General features: G+C 41.8%; 15 protein-coding genes and 1 pseudogene. 11 read left to right on the plus strand and 5 right to left on the minus strand.

Annotated elements, in window-relative coordinates:
* Nucleotides 1-431 precede the first annotated feature (431 nt).
* From sbmA to FTU36_RS12105, 4 genes are all read left to right on the plus strand, one after another.
* A complete protein-coding gene (sbmA, locus tag FTU36_RS12090) occupies nucleotides 432-1,628 on the plus strand; it encodes a peptide antibiotic transporter SbmA (RefSeq protein ID WP_180118064.1) in 1,197 nt (398 codons plus the stop codon).
* Nucleotides 1,629-2,093: 465 nt separating this feature from the next.
* The gene (locus FTU36_RS12095) at nucleotides 2,094-3,065 is read left to right on the plus strand and encodes a hypothetical protein (protein WP_373686360.1); all 972 of its coding nucleotides are present in this window, start codon (nucleotides 2,094-2,096) and stop codon (nucleotides 3,063-3,065) included.
* Nucleotides 3,066-3,161: 96 nt separating this feature from the next.
* Nucleotides 3,162-4,007 carry a hypothetical protein gene (locus FTU36_RS12100; RefSeq protein WP_180118066.1) on the plus strand — a complete coding sequence of 282 codons (846 nt, stop codon included), beginning with the start codon at nucleotides 3,162-3,164 and terminating at the stop codon, nucleotides 4,005-4,007.
* A 148-nt stretch (nucleotides 4,008-4,155) separates the two neighbouring features.
* Nucleotides 4,156-4,602, plus strand: a complete 447-nt coding sequence (locus FTU36_RS12105) for a hypothetical protein (RefSeq protein ID WP_257222277.1) — start codon at nucleotides 4,156-4,158, stop codon at nucleotides 4,600-4,602.
* 108 nt (nucleotides 4,603-4,710) lie between these two features.
* Here the strand turns inward: FTU36_RS12105 and FTU36_RS12110 are convergent, their stop codons facing one another.
* On the minus strand, nucleotides 4,711-5,289 hold the full coding sequence (locus FTU36_RS12110) for a DJ-1/PfpI family protein (protein ID WP_180010074.1): 579 nt from the start codon (nucleotides 5,287-5,289) through the stop codon (nucleotides 4,711-4,713).
* 230 nt (nucleotides 5,290-5,519) lie between these two features.
* Here FTU36_RS12110 and FTU36_RS12115 point away from each other — a divergent pair, with 230 nt between their 5' ends.
* Nucleotides 5,520-6,041: a hypothetical protein gene (locus FTU36_RS12115; protein WP_180010075.1), complete on the plus strand. Its 522-nt coding sequence runs from the start codon at nucleotides 5,520-5,522 to the stop codon at nucleotides 6,039-6,041.
* Between the two features lie 14 nt (nucleotides 6,042-6,055).
* Here FTU36_RS12115 and FTU36_RS12120 read toward each other — a convergent pair whose 3' ends face one another.
* A complete protein-coding gene (locus FTU36_RS12120; RefSeq protein WP_180010076.1) occupies nucleotides 6,056-6,277 on the minus strand; it encodes a hypothetical protein in 222 nt (73 codons plus the stop codon).
* Nucleotides 6,278-6,674: 397 nt separating this feature from the next.
* Here FTU36_RS12120 and FTU36_RS12125 point away from each other — a divergent pair.
* Nucleotides 6,675-7,504: pseudogene (locus FTU36_RS12125) on the plus strand (IS5 family transposase).
* 184 nt (nucleotides 7,505-7,688) lie between these two features.
* Here the strand turns inward: FTU36_RS12125 and gatB are convergent.
* Genes gatB through gatC form a run of 3 tightly spaced genes read right to left on the minus strand, consistent with a single transcriptional unit; the run spans nucleotide 7,689 to nucleotide 11,008 of the window.
* Nucleotides 7,689-9,164, minus strand: a complete 1,476-nt coding sequence (gatB, locus tag FTU36_RS12130) for an Asp-tRNA(Asn)/Glu-tRNA(Gln) amidotransferase subunit GatB (RefSeq protein ID WP_180118068.1) — start codon at nucleotides 9,162-9,164, stop codon at nucleotides 7,689-7,691.
* Nucleotides 9,164-10,642, minus strand: a complete 1,479-nt coding sequence (gene gatA, locus FTU36_RS12135; RefSeq protein WP_180022293.1) for an Asp-tRNA(Asn)/Glu-tRNA(Gln) amidotransferase subunit GatA — start codon at nucleotides 10,640-10,642, stop codon at nucleotides 9,164-9,166. The genes gatB and gatA overlap by 1 nt, the downstream gene beginning before the upstream one ends.
* A gap of 51 nt (nucleotides 10,643-10,693) precedes the next feature.
* Nucleotides 10,694-11,008 carry an Asp-tRNA(Asn)/Glu-tRNA(Gln) amidotransferase subunit GatC gene (gene gatC, locus FTU36_RS12140; protein ID WP_078189985.1) on the minus strand — a complete coding sequence of 105 codons (315 nt, stop codon included), beginning with the start codon at nucleotides 11,006-11,008 and terminating at the stop codon, nucleotides 10,694-10,696.
* A 133-nt stretch (nucleotides 11,009-11,141) separates the two neighbouring features.
* On the opposite strand from gatC, the gene FTU36_RS12145 reads away from it, so the two are divergent.
* From FTU36_RS12145 to rng, 5 genes are read left to right on the plus strand one after another with little or no spacing between them, the layout of a single operon-like run.
* The gene (locus FTU36_RS12145) at nucleotides 11,142-12,188 is read left to right on the plus strand and encodes a rod shape-determining protein (protein WP_086178633.1); all 1,047 of its coding nucleotides are present in this window, start codon (nucleotides 11,142-11,144) and stop codon (nucleotides 12,186-12,188) included.
* A gap of 16 nt (nucleotides 12,189-12,204) precedes the next feature.
* Nucleotides 12,205-13,062, plus strand: a complete 858-nt coding sequence (gene mreC / locus FTU36_RS12150; RefSeq protein WP_078189984.1) for a rod shape-determining protein MreC — start codon at nucleotides 12,205-12,207, stop codon at nucleotides 13,060-13,062.
* Entirely contained in the window at nucleotides 13,049-13,540 is a 492-nt protein-coding gene (gene mreD / locus FTU36_RS12155; protein WP_180004304.1) for a rod shape-determining protein MreD, read from the plus strand. The genes mreC and mreD overlap by 14 nt, the downstream gene beginning before the upstream one ends.
* A complete protein-coding gene (locus tag FTU36_RS12160) occupies nucleotides 13,528-14,094 on the plus strand; it encodes a Maf-like protein (protein ID WP_180022310.1) in 567 nt (188 codons plus the stop codon). The genes mreD and FTU36_RS12160 overlap by 13 nt, the downstream gene beginning before the upstream one ends.
* Before the next feature lie 42 nt (nucleotides 14,095-14,136).
* A complete protein-coding gene (rng, locus tag FTU36_RS12165; protein WP_111885603.1) occupies nucleotides 14,137-15,591 on the plus strand; it encodes a ribonuclease G in 1,455 nt (484 codons plus the stop codon).
* The last annotated feature ends 90 nt before the right edge of the window (nucleotides 15,592-15,681 follow it).

A 15,681-nucleotide genomic window follows, 5' to 3' on the forward strand; every position in this document is an offset into this window, starting at 1 on the left:
TGAGGATCAGAAAGCTTGTTTGAATCGATGTATTTCATCCGCAGATTATGCACGAATGCTAAGAAATCCGGAGTGCAAATATTAACCAAAAAGAAGATCGTTTTTTGATTTATGAAAGAGATCTAATATATTGATATCAAAAATAATTTTAAAATATGACAAACTTTTTAACTGTAATTATATGTCCTAAGATGTGTCTTTTGTTCCACAAACAATGACCAGATCATCAAAAGGGCATGATCAATATTGAATTTAAGGTGAACTTCAGTTTTCATGCTTAAGCTAACAGAATGATGTGTCGTCTTGTATTTGATTGTTAAATTTCAGATTAAACAGCGTTAAATCTTCAATCTGAACAAGAAAATTAATGAAATAAAACTTATCATCAGCAACTCAAACTAAAAACAAAGATTCAGGGAAATGTAGGACCAATGTTTAAATCTTTTTTTCCAAATCCAAAATGGTTTTTTGGATCATTCCTTATATGGTTCGTGATCAATATTGCCTTGTGGTATAGCGGTGGCAATAGTTGGGGTACGATGTTCGGTTTACCTGCAAATTATCATCAAGCAGAACTGCCTATTGGTATTAGCCGATTTTGGAGCCCCCAATTTTTATGGTTCTATGCTTGGTTTTTTGTAGCAACGGCGCTTTTTGCAGCCTTTTGGAAGATTAAATCAGATAATCCTTGGCAGCGATGGTCGGTGTGGGGAACCGCATTTATCCTATTTAATGTTTGGTTTAGTGTGGAATGTAATGTCGTGATCAATGCTTGGTATAACCCATTCTATGATCTGATCCAGAAGATGCTTTCAGGTGGTGGGGGCGAAGTGGCGACGCTATATTCAGAGACGCTGACTTTTCTCTATGTGGCCATGGTGTATGTCACACTGGCGGTATTGAACCTGTTTTTCGTCAGTCATTATGTTTTTCGTTGGCGTACCGCAATGAATGACTTTTATACAGCGCATTGGAAAAAACTGAGAACCATCGAAGGTGCCTCACAGCGTATTCAAGAAGACACGATGCGTTTTGCGAGAACCACAGAGGGACTTGGGGTCAGCTTGGTTGAATCGGTGATGACCTTAATTGCATTTCTACCTGTGCTGTTAACTTTATCAACACATGTAAAGAAATTACCTGTCGTGGGGGAAATCACCTATGCATTAGTTTGGGCGGCAGTCCTTTGGGCAGTATTAGGGACGGTTATTTTAATGCTTGTGGGTTATAAACTGCCGGGTTTGGAGTTTAATAATCAAAAAGTCGAAGCAGCATATCGTAAAGAATTAGTTTATGGTGAAGATCATGCAGATCGAGCAGACCCTCTCACATTAAAAGAATTATTTGGTAAAGTCCGATTTAATTATTTTAGACTGTATTTTCACTATGCTTATTTCAACCTAGTTCGTATTTGGTATATGCAGCTTGATAATATTTATGGGTTCTTTGTATTGTTTCCAAGTATTGCAGCGGGAACAATCACGCTCGGTATATTAATGCAAATTTTAAATGTCTTTGGGCGTGTACGTGATTCTTTCCAATACCTGATTTCTTCGTGGACAACCATTATTGAACTGATTTCTATTTATAAGCGTTTAAGAGCATTTGAAGAAAAAATTAACAATTGAGTTTATAAATTTAAAAAAAACCTGTAATAAAATGCAGGTTTTTTTATGACTTTAATTTTAAGTTAATATATTTCAATAAAATCAATAGATTAATATTTTTAGATGAGCTGTTTTTTTACTCGATTCCATATTGTCGCTCGAATCATGGATAGGCCCAGCTTTATATTATTATTAATAATAGAGGCTTGTTCTGATGGCAGATTTGATAAGCACATAGCGATACATAAATGCTTGCGAAATAACCTAAAAGGGAACGATGATGACCGTTCACCAAGGATAAACAAATACACTTAAATAAAATGTGAAATTCATCAAATTAAAATTAACAACATATGCACACATCTCAAACGTGTACGATTTTAGTGATTAAATTTATAAAAATAATAAATAAAATCAAGATTATAAAATTGTGAAAGGCACTAAATTACGCTATTTTTTAAGGGTGAAATTTTTGAGATTTTTGCTGTGAATTTAAAGGCAATGTTATGGGTGGGGAGTATTGGATTTGCATTACATGGTTGTACAACCATGCAGAGTTTAAACCCAAATTCATTTAATCATTATGCAACACCACAAGATGTGATCAATCAAAAAGGGCTAAATAGTTCAAATGGGAAGGCGAAAGAATACGTCTATGATTGGGGACCACAAAAGAAAAATGTTGAAGCAGAATCACTGATACCCAAGCAAAATATGAGTAGTTACTGCCAAGCCAAAAATGGCAAATTTATTCAACTGAATAAAAGCAATTTGAACCAAGTCAAAAATGCATGGAGTCGTAAATTATTAGCGACCTATAGCAGTATAAAACAGGGCACAGGCGTATTTCAGTGTAGTCAGGCAGATGGACAACGCTGGATGGTTGCAATTGAACCCGTTTCAGAGCGTAAATCAAATGACCGTTCTGAAACCCGCTTAGTGAGTTTGTATACAGCAATCATCGGACCCGAAGAACGTCGCAAAAATTATAATAAACAAGAAGAAGCTGTTGCTAAAAAAGCCACATCAAGCAAAGCAAAAGCAACGACAACAAAAAGCAATGCGAAAGATGAAACAAAAAAAGAAGTAGAGACTAAAAAAGAAACCAAAGCCAAAGAGCCTGAAAATAAACCAACAGCGAAACCAGTTGCAGAAACATCGCAGCAGATACAAATGCGCTTATATGTGAATGCACGACGTGACCTGAATGCCGGAAAAAATCAAGTCACCGCTTGTAATAATGCACAGCGCGCTTATAGCTATGGCAAATTAAATGGTGCAAATGCCAATAGAGCCTATGCTGAATCAGGTATGCTCGTTGCAAAATGCTTAACCTCAGTGCCTGCATATAGCAAAAGTTATCCAAACGCCAATGCAAGAGCCAAAGGCATCCTACAAAACTTGGCGACCAACTATAACCACGCAGGGGCAAAAAATATGTTGAATCGTATGAAATAAACCTCAACAGGATAAAAGCCATTTGGGGAAATAAGCTTTTATCCTGATCCATTCATGTACTCAGACAAAGTTTTTACAAAATAATAAGGAAAAACCATGAGTTCAGTAAATGAAACTTATTTTAATGCACCATTATTTGACCGAGAATTGGCAGAAATTACAGTCAATATCGAGCAAACACCCTTCTTTTTGAATGATCGTGGGCATCCAACATATTTAGCATCACTTGGGGCAGGGATTCATTTAATTACCGAGTCACCAACCAATGCGCAAATGACGATGGGAAATCCCTACGCGGTTCCTTCTGAAATTTCGACTAAAATTACCAATTGGGGGGAGCAAACGGAGCTTGAATTTGAAGGGCAACACTTCGAGTTTATGCCATTGGTGGCAAGCAAAGAAACCGCGGCAGCTTTTGGTATCACCTTAGTTCAGGCAGGTGAAGCGATTCAGATTCATTCAAATCAAAAACGACTGTCAGAGATTCATTATGAATACGGCATGATGGCAGGTCATTGTTTTGCCTATCTAGATGGCGGTAAGCCTGACTGTAGTGGAAAAACCTTATTTCCTTTTGTGGCTACTGATTTAGAACATCACGACTTTCCGCATATTTTTAGCGCGACCGATCAGGATCAATTGCCACTGGTCATCTCAGTAGGACGCTATTTTCCAAATCTAGGCAAGATTTACTTGGCAGATTTATGGGTCAATCCGGGAGATGTTCTCTACATTCCTGCGAAGCCAAAATATTCGAATCCTGAGTTTATTGACCTCCATAATAATCGTAATGCAGCACTTGCATGTTGGCGAGGTGACAGTAATAAATCGACATTGACCACCCATAGTTTGCTCGATACCCACGGACATTTTTACTGGTATTGGAATAGAAGGCCAACGATTCATCCTCTCATCTATGCACCGACTAGCAAAAATGAATAGTTGAGTTACATAGACCAAACAGCAAATACAGCACTTCATGATAAAAAGGTGACTCAAGCTTTTGGGAGTTTGGTCTATGGCTTACGGTTTATCTAAAAAATTACATCTACGTTTTTCACGACCAACAGGTTTGGCTTTATTGACGCTCATGATGCTCGGAACGACTCAGGTGAGTTTGGCGAGTCCGACGGTCGATCAGCTCAGTCAATGTTTAGTGAAATCGACTACTGCGGCGGATAAAAAGGCGGTTTTACAATGGACCTTTTCTGCATTGGCAGCACATCCAGATTTAAAACAGTACAGTAATGTCAGTGATGCGCAAAAAACGCAACTCGATAAAAATTTGGCGCAGGTCATGCAACGAATCTTGGTTGAGCAATGTTCTACGCAAACGCAGGCCGTAATTAAAGCCGACGGTCTACAGGCTGTAGGCGAAAGTTTTCAAGAGCTTGGTAGTATCACAGGGGATGAAATATTAAAGACGCCTGAAATTAAACAACAATTACAAGGCGTACTGCGTTATGTCGATTTGAATAAATTGGTGACTAAATTTTTAACCCCAGAAATTTGGAATAAGTTAGGTGTGGTTCGTTAATTTTATTTTGAGTAAATAAAAAATGCTCCTTTTATACAAGGAGCATTTTTTATGGATTCACCCTAAATGGATGATGATCCAATGCGTTTTAGTTTCGTGACTCAAGCATTAAATGGTAATCGTCGCGCCTAATGCTTTAACAAATTGCGCCATCCACGCAGGGTGAGCAGGCCAAGCAGGAGCAGTAACTAAATGACCGTCGGTCACTGCATCCGTGACTGCAATATCGGCATACTGTCCGCCTGCCAATTTGACTTCAGCGGCACAAGCCGGGTAAGCGGAACAGGTACGACCTTTTAGCACATCGGCTGCCGCTAGAATTTGCGCCCCATGACAAACCGCTGCAATAGGTTTTTTCGCCGCGTCAAATTCACGTACGATTTCGATTACACGATTATTCATGCGCAGGTATTCCGGTGCACGACCACCTGGGATCACCAGACCAACATAGTCTTCGGTATTTACCGTACTAAAGTCATAGTTAATGGCAAAGTTATGGCCGCGTTTTTCGCTATAGGTCTGGTCACCTTCAAAGTCGTGTATAGCAGTTGCCACTGTGTCACCAGCTTTCTTGTCTGGACAGACTGCATGTACGGTATAGCCCAGACCAGTTAAAAACTGGAATGGCACCATGGTTTCATAGTCTTCGGCATAGTCGCCAACCAGCATCAGAATTTGTTTAGACATGTTGTTACCCTCTAATTCTCTATGATTTATATGAGAAATTTGTTTTTATTCACCATAGCACAGGCAGATTGTGGATTTAAGACGCTTATTGTTCACTTTAGTCGTAGCTAGATAGGTCCAAGATCAGGCAACAAGAAACAGGTTAAAAATCAGGTTGATTTTGCAATGTAATAACAGATGAACTGTCATGCTTTGTGGTACAAAGAACAGACTGTTAATGGAGTTTGCTTATGTCACGCTGTGTTTCCCCTGTACGCCACAGATTTTCTAAAATTGTTCGTTCTACGCTGATGGTAACTGCCTTGTTGGGAACAGTGCAAATGGCAAATGCAGGACCAACGGTCGATCAGTTGAGTGACTGTTTGGAGAAGTCCACCACAATTGCCGATAAAACTGCTGTAATGCAATGGACCTTTGTGGCTTTGGCTGCACATCCAGACCTGAAAGCATTTAGTAATGTGTCTGCTCAGCAGAAGGAAAGTCTGGATAAGAATCTGGCATCGGTATTACAGCGCATCTTGGTTGAGCAATGTTCGGCACAAACTAAGGCAGTGATTCAGGCAGAAGGTTTGGAAGCGGTGGGTAATAGCTTTCAGGCTTTAGGTCGTAGTACAGGTGAGGAAATTTTAAAAAATCCGGAAGTGAATAATCAGCTGAAAGGTGTGCTGCGTTATGTGGATTTGAATAAGCTAATCACCACGTTTTTGACACCGGATATCTGGAATAAGTTGGGTTCGATCAGAGGGAAATAAGGTATCTGTCGGGCTTATCTGAAGATGGCAGCGATGATTTTAATCAGCCAATAAATGGGATAGAAAATAACTTCTATTCCATTAGCAAATCCTAGTCCTCGCTGTTTTCTGCGAGGTTCTGGTTGCATTTCAGAGAGCCACTTACGGCATTTTGGAATCAATAGCAAAATGATGATGATCAGCGCAAATATGCCAATGGCGATCTGAATGATAAAGAGTAAAAGTTCAGGCGTCATTTTTGTTTTTCTTTGATGTTTTTGATTTTATAGCATAAATAATAATCCTTTTTCAACGATCACTTGCACTTTGTTTTTAGAGGTACTTCTCCCCTATGAAGCAATGCTTTAAAACTTGCTCAGGGGAGGGAACCTCGCATATTAAATTGATCAGATGGCAAAGTCTCCCTTTTTTAAAGGGAGACTTTTACGGTTTAAATGATCTTATTTCCAGTTACTTGGGAAGCTAAATAAATCTAAGCCAAAAGTTATTGGAAGTAGTAGATAAACAGATATGACAGGCTTTGTTGCACAAACCTATCTGTAAAGGCTTTTTCAGCGATATAATTTTCAAATGAAGAAGCCTACACACAAAATCTACCGCACAACCAATTGGCCCGCATATAACCGAGCACTCATGAGTCGCGGAAATATTGCCCTTTGGTTTGATCCTGCTACGCAATGGTATGCGCCATCAAAAGGCAAACAAGGGCGAAATCAAACCTACTCCGACGCAGCTATCCAATGCTGCTTAATGATTAAATCCTTATTCCGTCTATCTTTACGTATGGTCACTGGCTTTGTGCAAAGTCTGATTAAACTTTGCGGATTAAATTGGATAGCTCCAGATTACACCACGCTTTGTAGAAGACAAAAGCATATTGATATTGTAATCAGCTACCAAAAAAGTAGCGATGGGCTGCATCTACTCATGGACTCTACAGGCATGAAGTTTCATATCGTCGCCAATGGCGTAAACTTCATATTGGTATAGATGCTGAAACCCTTCAAATACGCGCCATTCAACTCACTACAAATAATGTGAGTGATTCACAAGTGCTTGGTGATTTACTCGATCAGATTCCACAAGATGAGCAGATTGACTCTGTTTATACCGATGGCGCTTATGACACCAAACAATGTCGTCAGGTCATTGCAGATCGGCAAGCGCATGCGGTGATTCCACCTAGAAAAAATGCGAAACCATGGAAAGATACAAAGAGTAGCTCGCTAGAGCGAAATGAATTACTTCGAACAATTAAACGTTTAGGCAGGACACTATGGAAAAAATGGTCAGGCTATCATCGGCGAAGTTTGGTTGAAACTAAGATGCATTGCATCAAATTATTAGGAGATAAACTCAGTGCAAGGAGTTTTGATAGCCAAGTGAATGAGATCCATGCACGTGGAGCAGTGCTCAACAGATTTACGGAATTAGGTCGACCACTTACCCAAGTTACGCCTTAAATTTAGCTCAATTAGGTGCGCTTTGCATTTCAAATCTTTGTGCAACAAAGCCGTGTGATTTAGAAAACCATATAAATTTAATACTTCAATTTGTTGAATAGATTTCATAAGTGCCTACTTGTAATAAAAAACCCCGCAATTTGCGAGGTTTTTATAACACAGATTTAATTAACTATGTTGTAAATCAACCAATCAATTTCTTCATCAATTCATTCACTTGTGCAGGGTTCGCTTTACCACGTGATGCTTTCATCACTTGACCAACTAGACCGTTAAAGGCTTTCTCTTTACCAGATTTATACTCTTCAACCATCTTCTCATTGGCAGCAAGTACTTCTTTAATAATTGCTTCAATCGCGCCTGTATCAGTTTCCTGTTTCAAGCCTTTTTCCGCAATAATTTCGTCTGCAGTTTTTCCTTCTTCCCACATAAAGCCAAACACTTGTTTCGCGATCTTACCGCTAATGGTGTTATCAACAATACGCGCGATCATGCCACCCAGTTTTTCCGCAGATACAGGGGAATCCACAAGGTCTAGGCCAGCTTTGTTTAAAGCACCTGAGAATTCACCCATCACCCAGTTTGCCGCAATCTTACCTTGAGCAGCGCCGCCAGCAGCAGCGACAACTTCTTCGTAAAATTCTGACATTTCACGACTCAATGTAAGTACGTGAGCGTCATATTCAGTCACACCAAAGTCAGTCACGAAACGTGCACGACGAGCCGCAGGAAGCTCAGGCATTTGCGCTTTAATCGCTTCGATTTGCGCATCTGGAATGACTACAGGCAACAAGTCAGGGTCTGGGAAGTAGCGGTAATCGTTCGCTTCTTCTTTAGAGCGCATTGAACGGGTTTCCATCTTCACAGGGTCGAACAGACGAGTTTCCTGATCAATGGTGCCATCCCATTCTAGGATTTCCATTTGACGTTCAATTTCAACATTGATCGCTTGTTCAATGAAACGGAATGAGTTGAGGTTTTTTAATTCACAACGTGTACCGAACGGTTGACCCGGACGACGTAGTGACACGTTACAGTCCGCACGGAACGAACCTTCAGCCATGTTACCGTCAGAAATACCTAACCAACGTACAAGGGTGTGAATCGCTTTAATATAAGCAACCGCTTCTTCAACCGAACGCATATCAGGTTCAGAGACGATTTCAAGTAACGGTGTACCTGCCCGGTTGAGGTCGATACCAGATTGACCTTCAAATTGGTCATGGATCGATTTACCAGCATCTTCCTCAAGGTGCGCACGTGTTACGCCAATGCGTTTAACCGTGCCATCTTCAAGTTGGATGTCGATATGACCCAAGCCCACAATCGGGTTGTCCATTTGGCTAATTTGATAGCCTTTAGGAGAGTCAGGGTAGAAATAGTTTTTACGTGCAAATACAGAAGCTTGGTCGATGTAAGCATCGATACCCAAACCAAAGCGAATCGCAAGATCAACTACTTCTTTGTTGAGTACTGGCAATACGCCAGGCATTGCCAAATCAACAAGGCTCGCTTGTGTATTTGGGTCTTGACCAAATGTGGTAGATGAACCTGAGAAAATTTTGGTATTGGTTGCAAGCTGAGTGTGAATCTCAATACCAATCACCACTTCCCAACCATCAATCAGGTTAGATTTTGGTTTAGCAGCGTTTTTAGCCATTATGCATTCTCCTCAGCAATTGCAGCGCGTTGTGTATGCCAATCCGTTGCTTGTTGGTACTGATGCACCACAGACAACAATTGAGATTCTGACCAGTAATTACCAATCAGCTGTAAGCCAACAGGCAAGTTGTCTTTGTCAAAACCAACAGGCGCGTTAATCGCAGGCAGACCTGCCAAGTTCACTGCGATGGTGTAGATGTCACCTAAGTACATTTCTACAGGAGACAGGTTTGCACCAATCTTATATGCAGTTGTCGGTGCAGCAGGGGCAGCAATCACGTCTACAGATTCAAATGCTTTTAAGAAGTCTTGTTGAATTAAACGACGTACTTTTTGTGCTTTCACATAATAAGCATCGTAGTAACCCGCAGACAGCGCGTATGTACCAATCAGGATACGTTGCTGAACTTCTTTACCAAAACCTTCAGAACGTGAACGTTTGTACAAGTCCATCAAATCCACAGGGTTTTCTGCACGGTAGCCATAACGTACGCCGTCGAAACGAGATAAGTTAGACGATGCTTCAGCAGGGGCAATCAAGTAATACGTTGGTACGTAGCTTTCAGTCATGTTTAGGTCAATCTCAACCAAGATTGCGCCCATTTCTTCAAGCTTTTTCAGTGACTCTTCAACGCGTGCTTTCACGTCAGCATCTAAGCCGGCAACGTTAAAGTATTGTTTAGGAATACCAATGCGTAAGCCTTTTACAGAAGTGCCGTTGAGGTTCGCTACATAGTTATCGACGTCTTTTTCAACCGAAGTTGAATCTTTCGCATCATGACCTGCCATCACGTTCATGAGGTAAGCACAGTCTTCAGCCGAACGTGCCATCGGGCCGCCTTGGTCTAAAGATGATGCATACGCAATCATACCGAAACGAGAAACACGACCATACGTCGGTTTAAGACCAGTCAAACCGCAGAATGATGCAGGCTGACGGATTGAACCGCCTGTATCTGTACCTGTTGCGAAAGGCGCAAGATCAGCCGCTACTGCAGCCGCAGAACCGCCTGAAGAACCACCGGGAACATGGTTTAAGTTCCAAGGGTTCGCAGTCGCGCCGTAGAATGAGTTTTCACTTGTTGAACCCATGGCGAATTCATCCATGTTCACTTTACCTAAAGTGACAAGGCCCGCAGCTTTACCTTTCGCTACAACGGTCGCGTCGTAAGGAGAGATAAAATTGTCCAGCATTTTAGAACCAGCAGTGGTTTTAATGCCTTGGGTACAGAAAATATCTTTATGCGCAATTGGTACACCGGTCAACGCAGTTGCATTGCCTGCTTTAATTGCAGCATCAGCCGCATCTGCTTGCGCAAGTGCTTGTTCAGCTGTCACGGTCACGTATGACTTGACTTGAGCATCGATTTTTTCAATGCGTTTTAAATAGTGTTCAGTCAATTCGCGTGAAGAAAATTTAGCGCCAGCCAAACCTTCAGACAATTCACGAATTGATAAGCGATGTAAATCTGTCATGAGAAATATTTCTTTACGTTTAATTTGAAAAAATGTTGATCTGAATAAAAATTATTCAATCACACGCGGAACAAGGTACAAGCCATCCTGTACGGCAGGAGCAACTGCTTGATATGCTTCGCGATGATTGGTCTCAGATACCACGTCTTCACGTAAGGGCTGTGGATTGTCGAATGGACTTTTTAGTGGTTCAACACCGTCAGTATCGATGCCTTTCAGGGTTTCCATCATGCCTAAAATTTTATTTAAACTTTGAGCATAGTCAGCAGATTGCGCTTCATCTAGCGACAATCGAGCCAGATGGGCAATCGCTGAAACTGTTTGTGCATTTAGATCTGCAGAATGCTGTGCATCCGATGTAGACATAACATTACCTAATCAGTATTAAAAAAATTCAAAATATCGTGGCTTATAATAAGCGATTGACTTGTTCAAATCATCACATTTAGTTAAAGTTGCCACCTTGCGTCCATATAAAAGTTTAACTGAGAACGTCCCCGTGATTCTAAAACGACTAATTGGCTTGTTTTCGCCGGATCTTGCCATTGATTTAGGCACTGCAAATACACTTATTTATGCGCCAGGACGAGGCATTATATTAAATGAACCGACGGTGGTGGCAATTCGCCACAGTGGTTCACAAAAAATCGTTGCCGCAGTAGGTCTTGACGCGAAGCAAATGCTAGGTCGTACACCTGCAAATATTTCTGCGATTCGCCCAATGAAAGATGGTGTGATTGCAGATTTTGAAGTCACTGAAACGATGTTGAATCAATTCATTGGCAAAGTGCACGAAAAACGTTTGTTCCCACCTGCACCGCGTGTCGTGGTGTGTGTGCCATGTAAATCGACGTTGGTGGAACGCCGTGCAATCCGTGAAGCTGTATACAATGCAGGTGCACGTGAAGTTCGCTTAATTGAAGAGCCAATGGCTGCTGCAATTGGTGCAGGTATGCCTGTTGAGCAAGCCTGTGGTTCGATGGTTGTCGATGTTGGTGGTGGTACAACTGAAATCGCGATCATTTCACTTCAAGGTTGTGTCTATGCAGACTCACTACGTATCGGTGGTGATGTATTTGATGAACAAATCATTAACTACGTGCGTAAAGCACATGGTTGTGTGATTGGTGAAACCACTGCAGAAAACATCAAAAAAGAAGTTGGTATGGCGCTTCCAGAAGAAGGTGCAAAACCTTTGGAAATCGAAGTCCGTGGTCGTAACTTGGCTGAAGGTGTACCTCGTGCGATTACCGTAACTTCTGATGAAGTGACTCAAGCGATTTCTGATCCACTGCAAAACATTGTGGCTGCGGTTAAATCTGCACTAGAGCAAACGCCACCTGAGTTGTCTTCAGACATCGCAGAACGCGGTATTGTGTTGACTGGTGGCGGTGCATTACTTCGCAATCTTGATAAGCTTCTTGCAAAAGAAACAGGTCTTCCTGTCGTGGTTGCAGAAGATCCACTATCATGTGTTACACGTGGTGGTGGTAAGGTTCTCGAATTCTTCGATAACCCAAATCATGACATGTTATTTGTAGGCTAAGAAAAGGACTCGGCGGGTGCAAACGCAACTGTTTTCAAGACAACCGCCATCTTTTCGCTCATTTATCATTGCGGTGATTACATGCTTGGTGGTGCTTTTCTTTGATTGGCGCATGCCGCATGTAATTCAACCGGCCAGAGACGTCTTGTATGCGGCATATAATCCAATTTATGCACTTGCAAGCTATCCAGTGTTATCGCGAGAATGGCTGAATCAACAAACCAAGTCTGAAGCTCAATTACGTCGTGAAAATACCGCGATGCAAGCAGAGTTAATTCAGGCTCAAGTCCGTTTACAGAAACTTTCTGAACTTTCTGCTGAAAATACTCGACTGCGTGGACTACTCGATACACCACTCATTATTGATGGTCGTATGGAGATTGCCGAAGTCATTGGTACCGATGCTGATCCCTTACGTCATATTATTGTGATTAACCGTGGAGCCAGCAGTCAGCTTAAAGTGGGACAAACTGTACTCGATGACAAGGGCATTATGGGGCAAATTATCAATGTTTACCCGCATAGTAGCCGTGTCATGTTGCTCTCAGACAAAGAGCACTCTTTATCCGTGCGTATGGAGCATACCGGTATGCGCGCAATCGTTACGGGTACAGGTGACTTAGGTCGACTTAAGATGGAATACGTGCCAACCAGTGCGAATATCAAAGTCGGTGAAAAAGTCTATAGCTCAGGTCTAGGGGCACATTTCCCAGCGGGTTATTTGGTGGGTACAGTGTCGAAAGTCAGTCGTCACAATAGCGGTGAATTTGCCCAAATTGATATCAATCCTGCTGCCCAATTGGCAGGTGGTCATCATGTGGTTGTGCTATTTTCCGATTCATTAGCGATGGAGCAACCGCATGTCACTCGCTAAGCTTAGTCGTCATACAGAGCGCGACCCATTATTTCCGATTATCTTTTCCATCATTTTGGCATCCGTGCTGATGGTGTATCCGCTTTCTTATGACCTATCGGGTTGGCGCCCATTATTCATGATGATGATCATGCTATTTTGGGTACTCTGTCAGCCGACATGGTGCGGTGTTTGGTTTGCATTTGCCACAGGTCTATTTACCGACTTATTGACTGATGCGCCATTTGGCATGAACGCACTGAGTTTTGTGGTCATTGCATTTGTGACACGCTTTTTGACCCGTGAACGTCGTATTCTCACATTTGGTAATTTATGGATTATTGCTGCAATGGCAATTTTTGCGCATTTACTGTTTGTGTGGATTGTTCAAGTGATGGGTGGAGCACAGTTTTCATTTGCCCGCCATTGGCAGCCAATTGTTACTAGCTTAATCATTTGGCCAATCATGTATTACTTCTTGAGAAAATGGCGCATATAATTTTAGCTTCGAGTTCTCCTCGACGACGCGAACTAATGCAACAATTAGGTCTGGAATTTGAAATTTTCAGTCCAGATATTGATGAGTCCGTGTTGGAAGGAGAACCTATAGCGGATTATGTAGAGCGTTTAGCACGTGCCAAAGCTTGCGCAGTACAACAACAATTCCCTGATGCTATCGTTATTGCCGCGGATACTAGTTTAGGCGTAGATGAGCACATTTTAGGAAAACCAGCGTCGAAAGCACATGCTTTTTCTATGTGGGAAATGATCTCTGGACGAAAACATGATGTGTTTTCAGGTGTTTGTGTCAGTACAAAAGATCAAATATACAGTATAGTAGTGCGTACACAGGTTGAATTTCAAACGCTGAGTCTAGCTGACATGGAAAGCTATTGGGCAACAGGTGAACCAATCGGCAAGGCGGGAGCCTATGCTATTCAAGGAATTGCTGCGCGCTATATTCCTTGTATTGAAGGGAGCTACAGCAATGTTGTTGGGCTGCCTTTGCATGAAACCGTACAGTTATTACAGATAGTTAAGGCATTAAATTAACTGCTGCAACACAAGAATTTTTATAATGTTTTGAGTTTTGATATGTCTGACGAGTTGTTGATTAACGTCACACCGATGGAATGTCGGGTGGCGTTGATTCAAAACGGTACGGTCAATGAATTATTTGTTGAGCGCACCGTGAAGCGTGGGTTAGTGGGCAATATTTATAAAGGGAAAGTTGTTCGCGTGCTTCCGGGTATGCAGGCTGCTTTTATTGATATTGGATTGTCGAGAACGGCTTTTTTACATATCAATGATATGGTCTGGCAGCGCAATCAACCAACCCCGAATGTTTTTGAGCTGTTACAACCAGGGCAAGTACTCACCGTACAAGTCATGAAAGATATGTTGGGTACCAAAGGTGCACGACTATCAACTGATCTTTCTATTCCTTCTCGTTACCTTGTTTTAATGCCATATGGCAGTCATACCGGTGTTTCTCAGCGCATTGAGTCTGAAGAAGAACGAGATCGCTTGCGTAGCATGATTGAACGCATTCAAAAGGAACACAACTTACCGGGTTCAGTCATCGTTCGTACTGCTGCCGAAGGTATTCCTGAATGTGAAATTGCGCAGGACATGGCCTATTTAGCAAAACTGTGGGAATACATACAACGTAAACAACGCAGTATTGTCGTACCATCTTTGATTTTTGAAGAGCTACCTTTACCGCAACGCGTCATCCGTGATTTAGCCAACGAAGAAACGTCTAAAATTCAGGTCGACTCACGCGAAGTACATGGCAAATTGCAAGAGTTTGTCCAAGAATTTGTACCGAGTATGCAAAATCGCTTACTGCATTATCCAGGTGAGCGTCCAATTTTTGACTTGTACAATGTCGAAGAGGATATTCAGAAAGCCTTACAGACACGTGTAGCACTTAAGTCTGGCGGCTACCTGATGATCGATCAAACTGAAGCGATGACCACGATTGATGTCAATACTGGCTCCTATGTCGGTGGTCGTTCGCTTGAAGACACTGTGTTTAAAACCAATATGGAAGCCACACAGGTCATTGCACGTCAGCTTCGACTACGTAACTTGGGCGGGATTATCATTATTGACTTCATTGATATGCAAGAAGCACATCATCGAGAAGAAGTGATGAGCCAGTTTGAGAAAATGCTCGAGCGCGATCATGCAAAAACCAAGATCACTCAAGTTTCTGAGCTGGGTTTGGTGGAAATGACTCGGAAACGCACCCGTGAATCTTTAGAGCATCTACTTTGTGATTCTTGCCCGACCTGTCAGGGGCGTGGTTATGTGAAAACGGCTGAAACAGTTTGCTATGAAATTTTCCGTGAAATCTTGAGATATGCACGTGCTTATGAGTCACAAAGTGGTTTTACCGTGGTGGCACATCCGTCGGTGATTGACCGATTGTTAACTGCTGAAGCACCTGCGGTAGCTGATTTAGAGCACTTTATTAGCCGTGTGATCAAGTTCCAAGTGGAAAATTTATATACGCAAGAGCAATACGATATCATTCTGAGCTGAAATTGTAACAGAATATCGTTAAACACTTGTTACAACTGAGATTTTACTTTTGAACTGTTATTTTGAATACTAGACACATCAAATAGCCAA

Origin of the sequence: Acinetobacter sp. YH12096 (assembly GCF_013419215.1) — a bacterium.
In the GTDB taxonomy this organism is placed as follows: Bacteria; Pseudomonadota; Gammaproteobacteria; order Pseudomonadales; family Moraxellaceae; genus Acinetobacter; species Acinetobacter amyesii.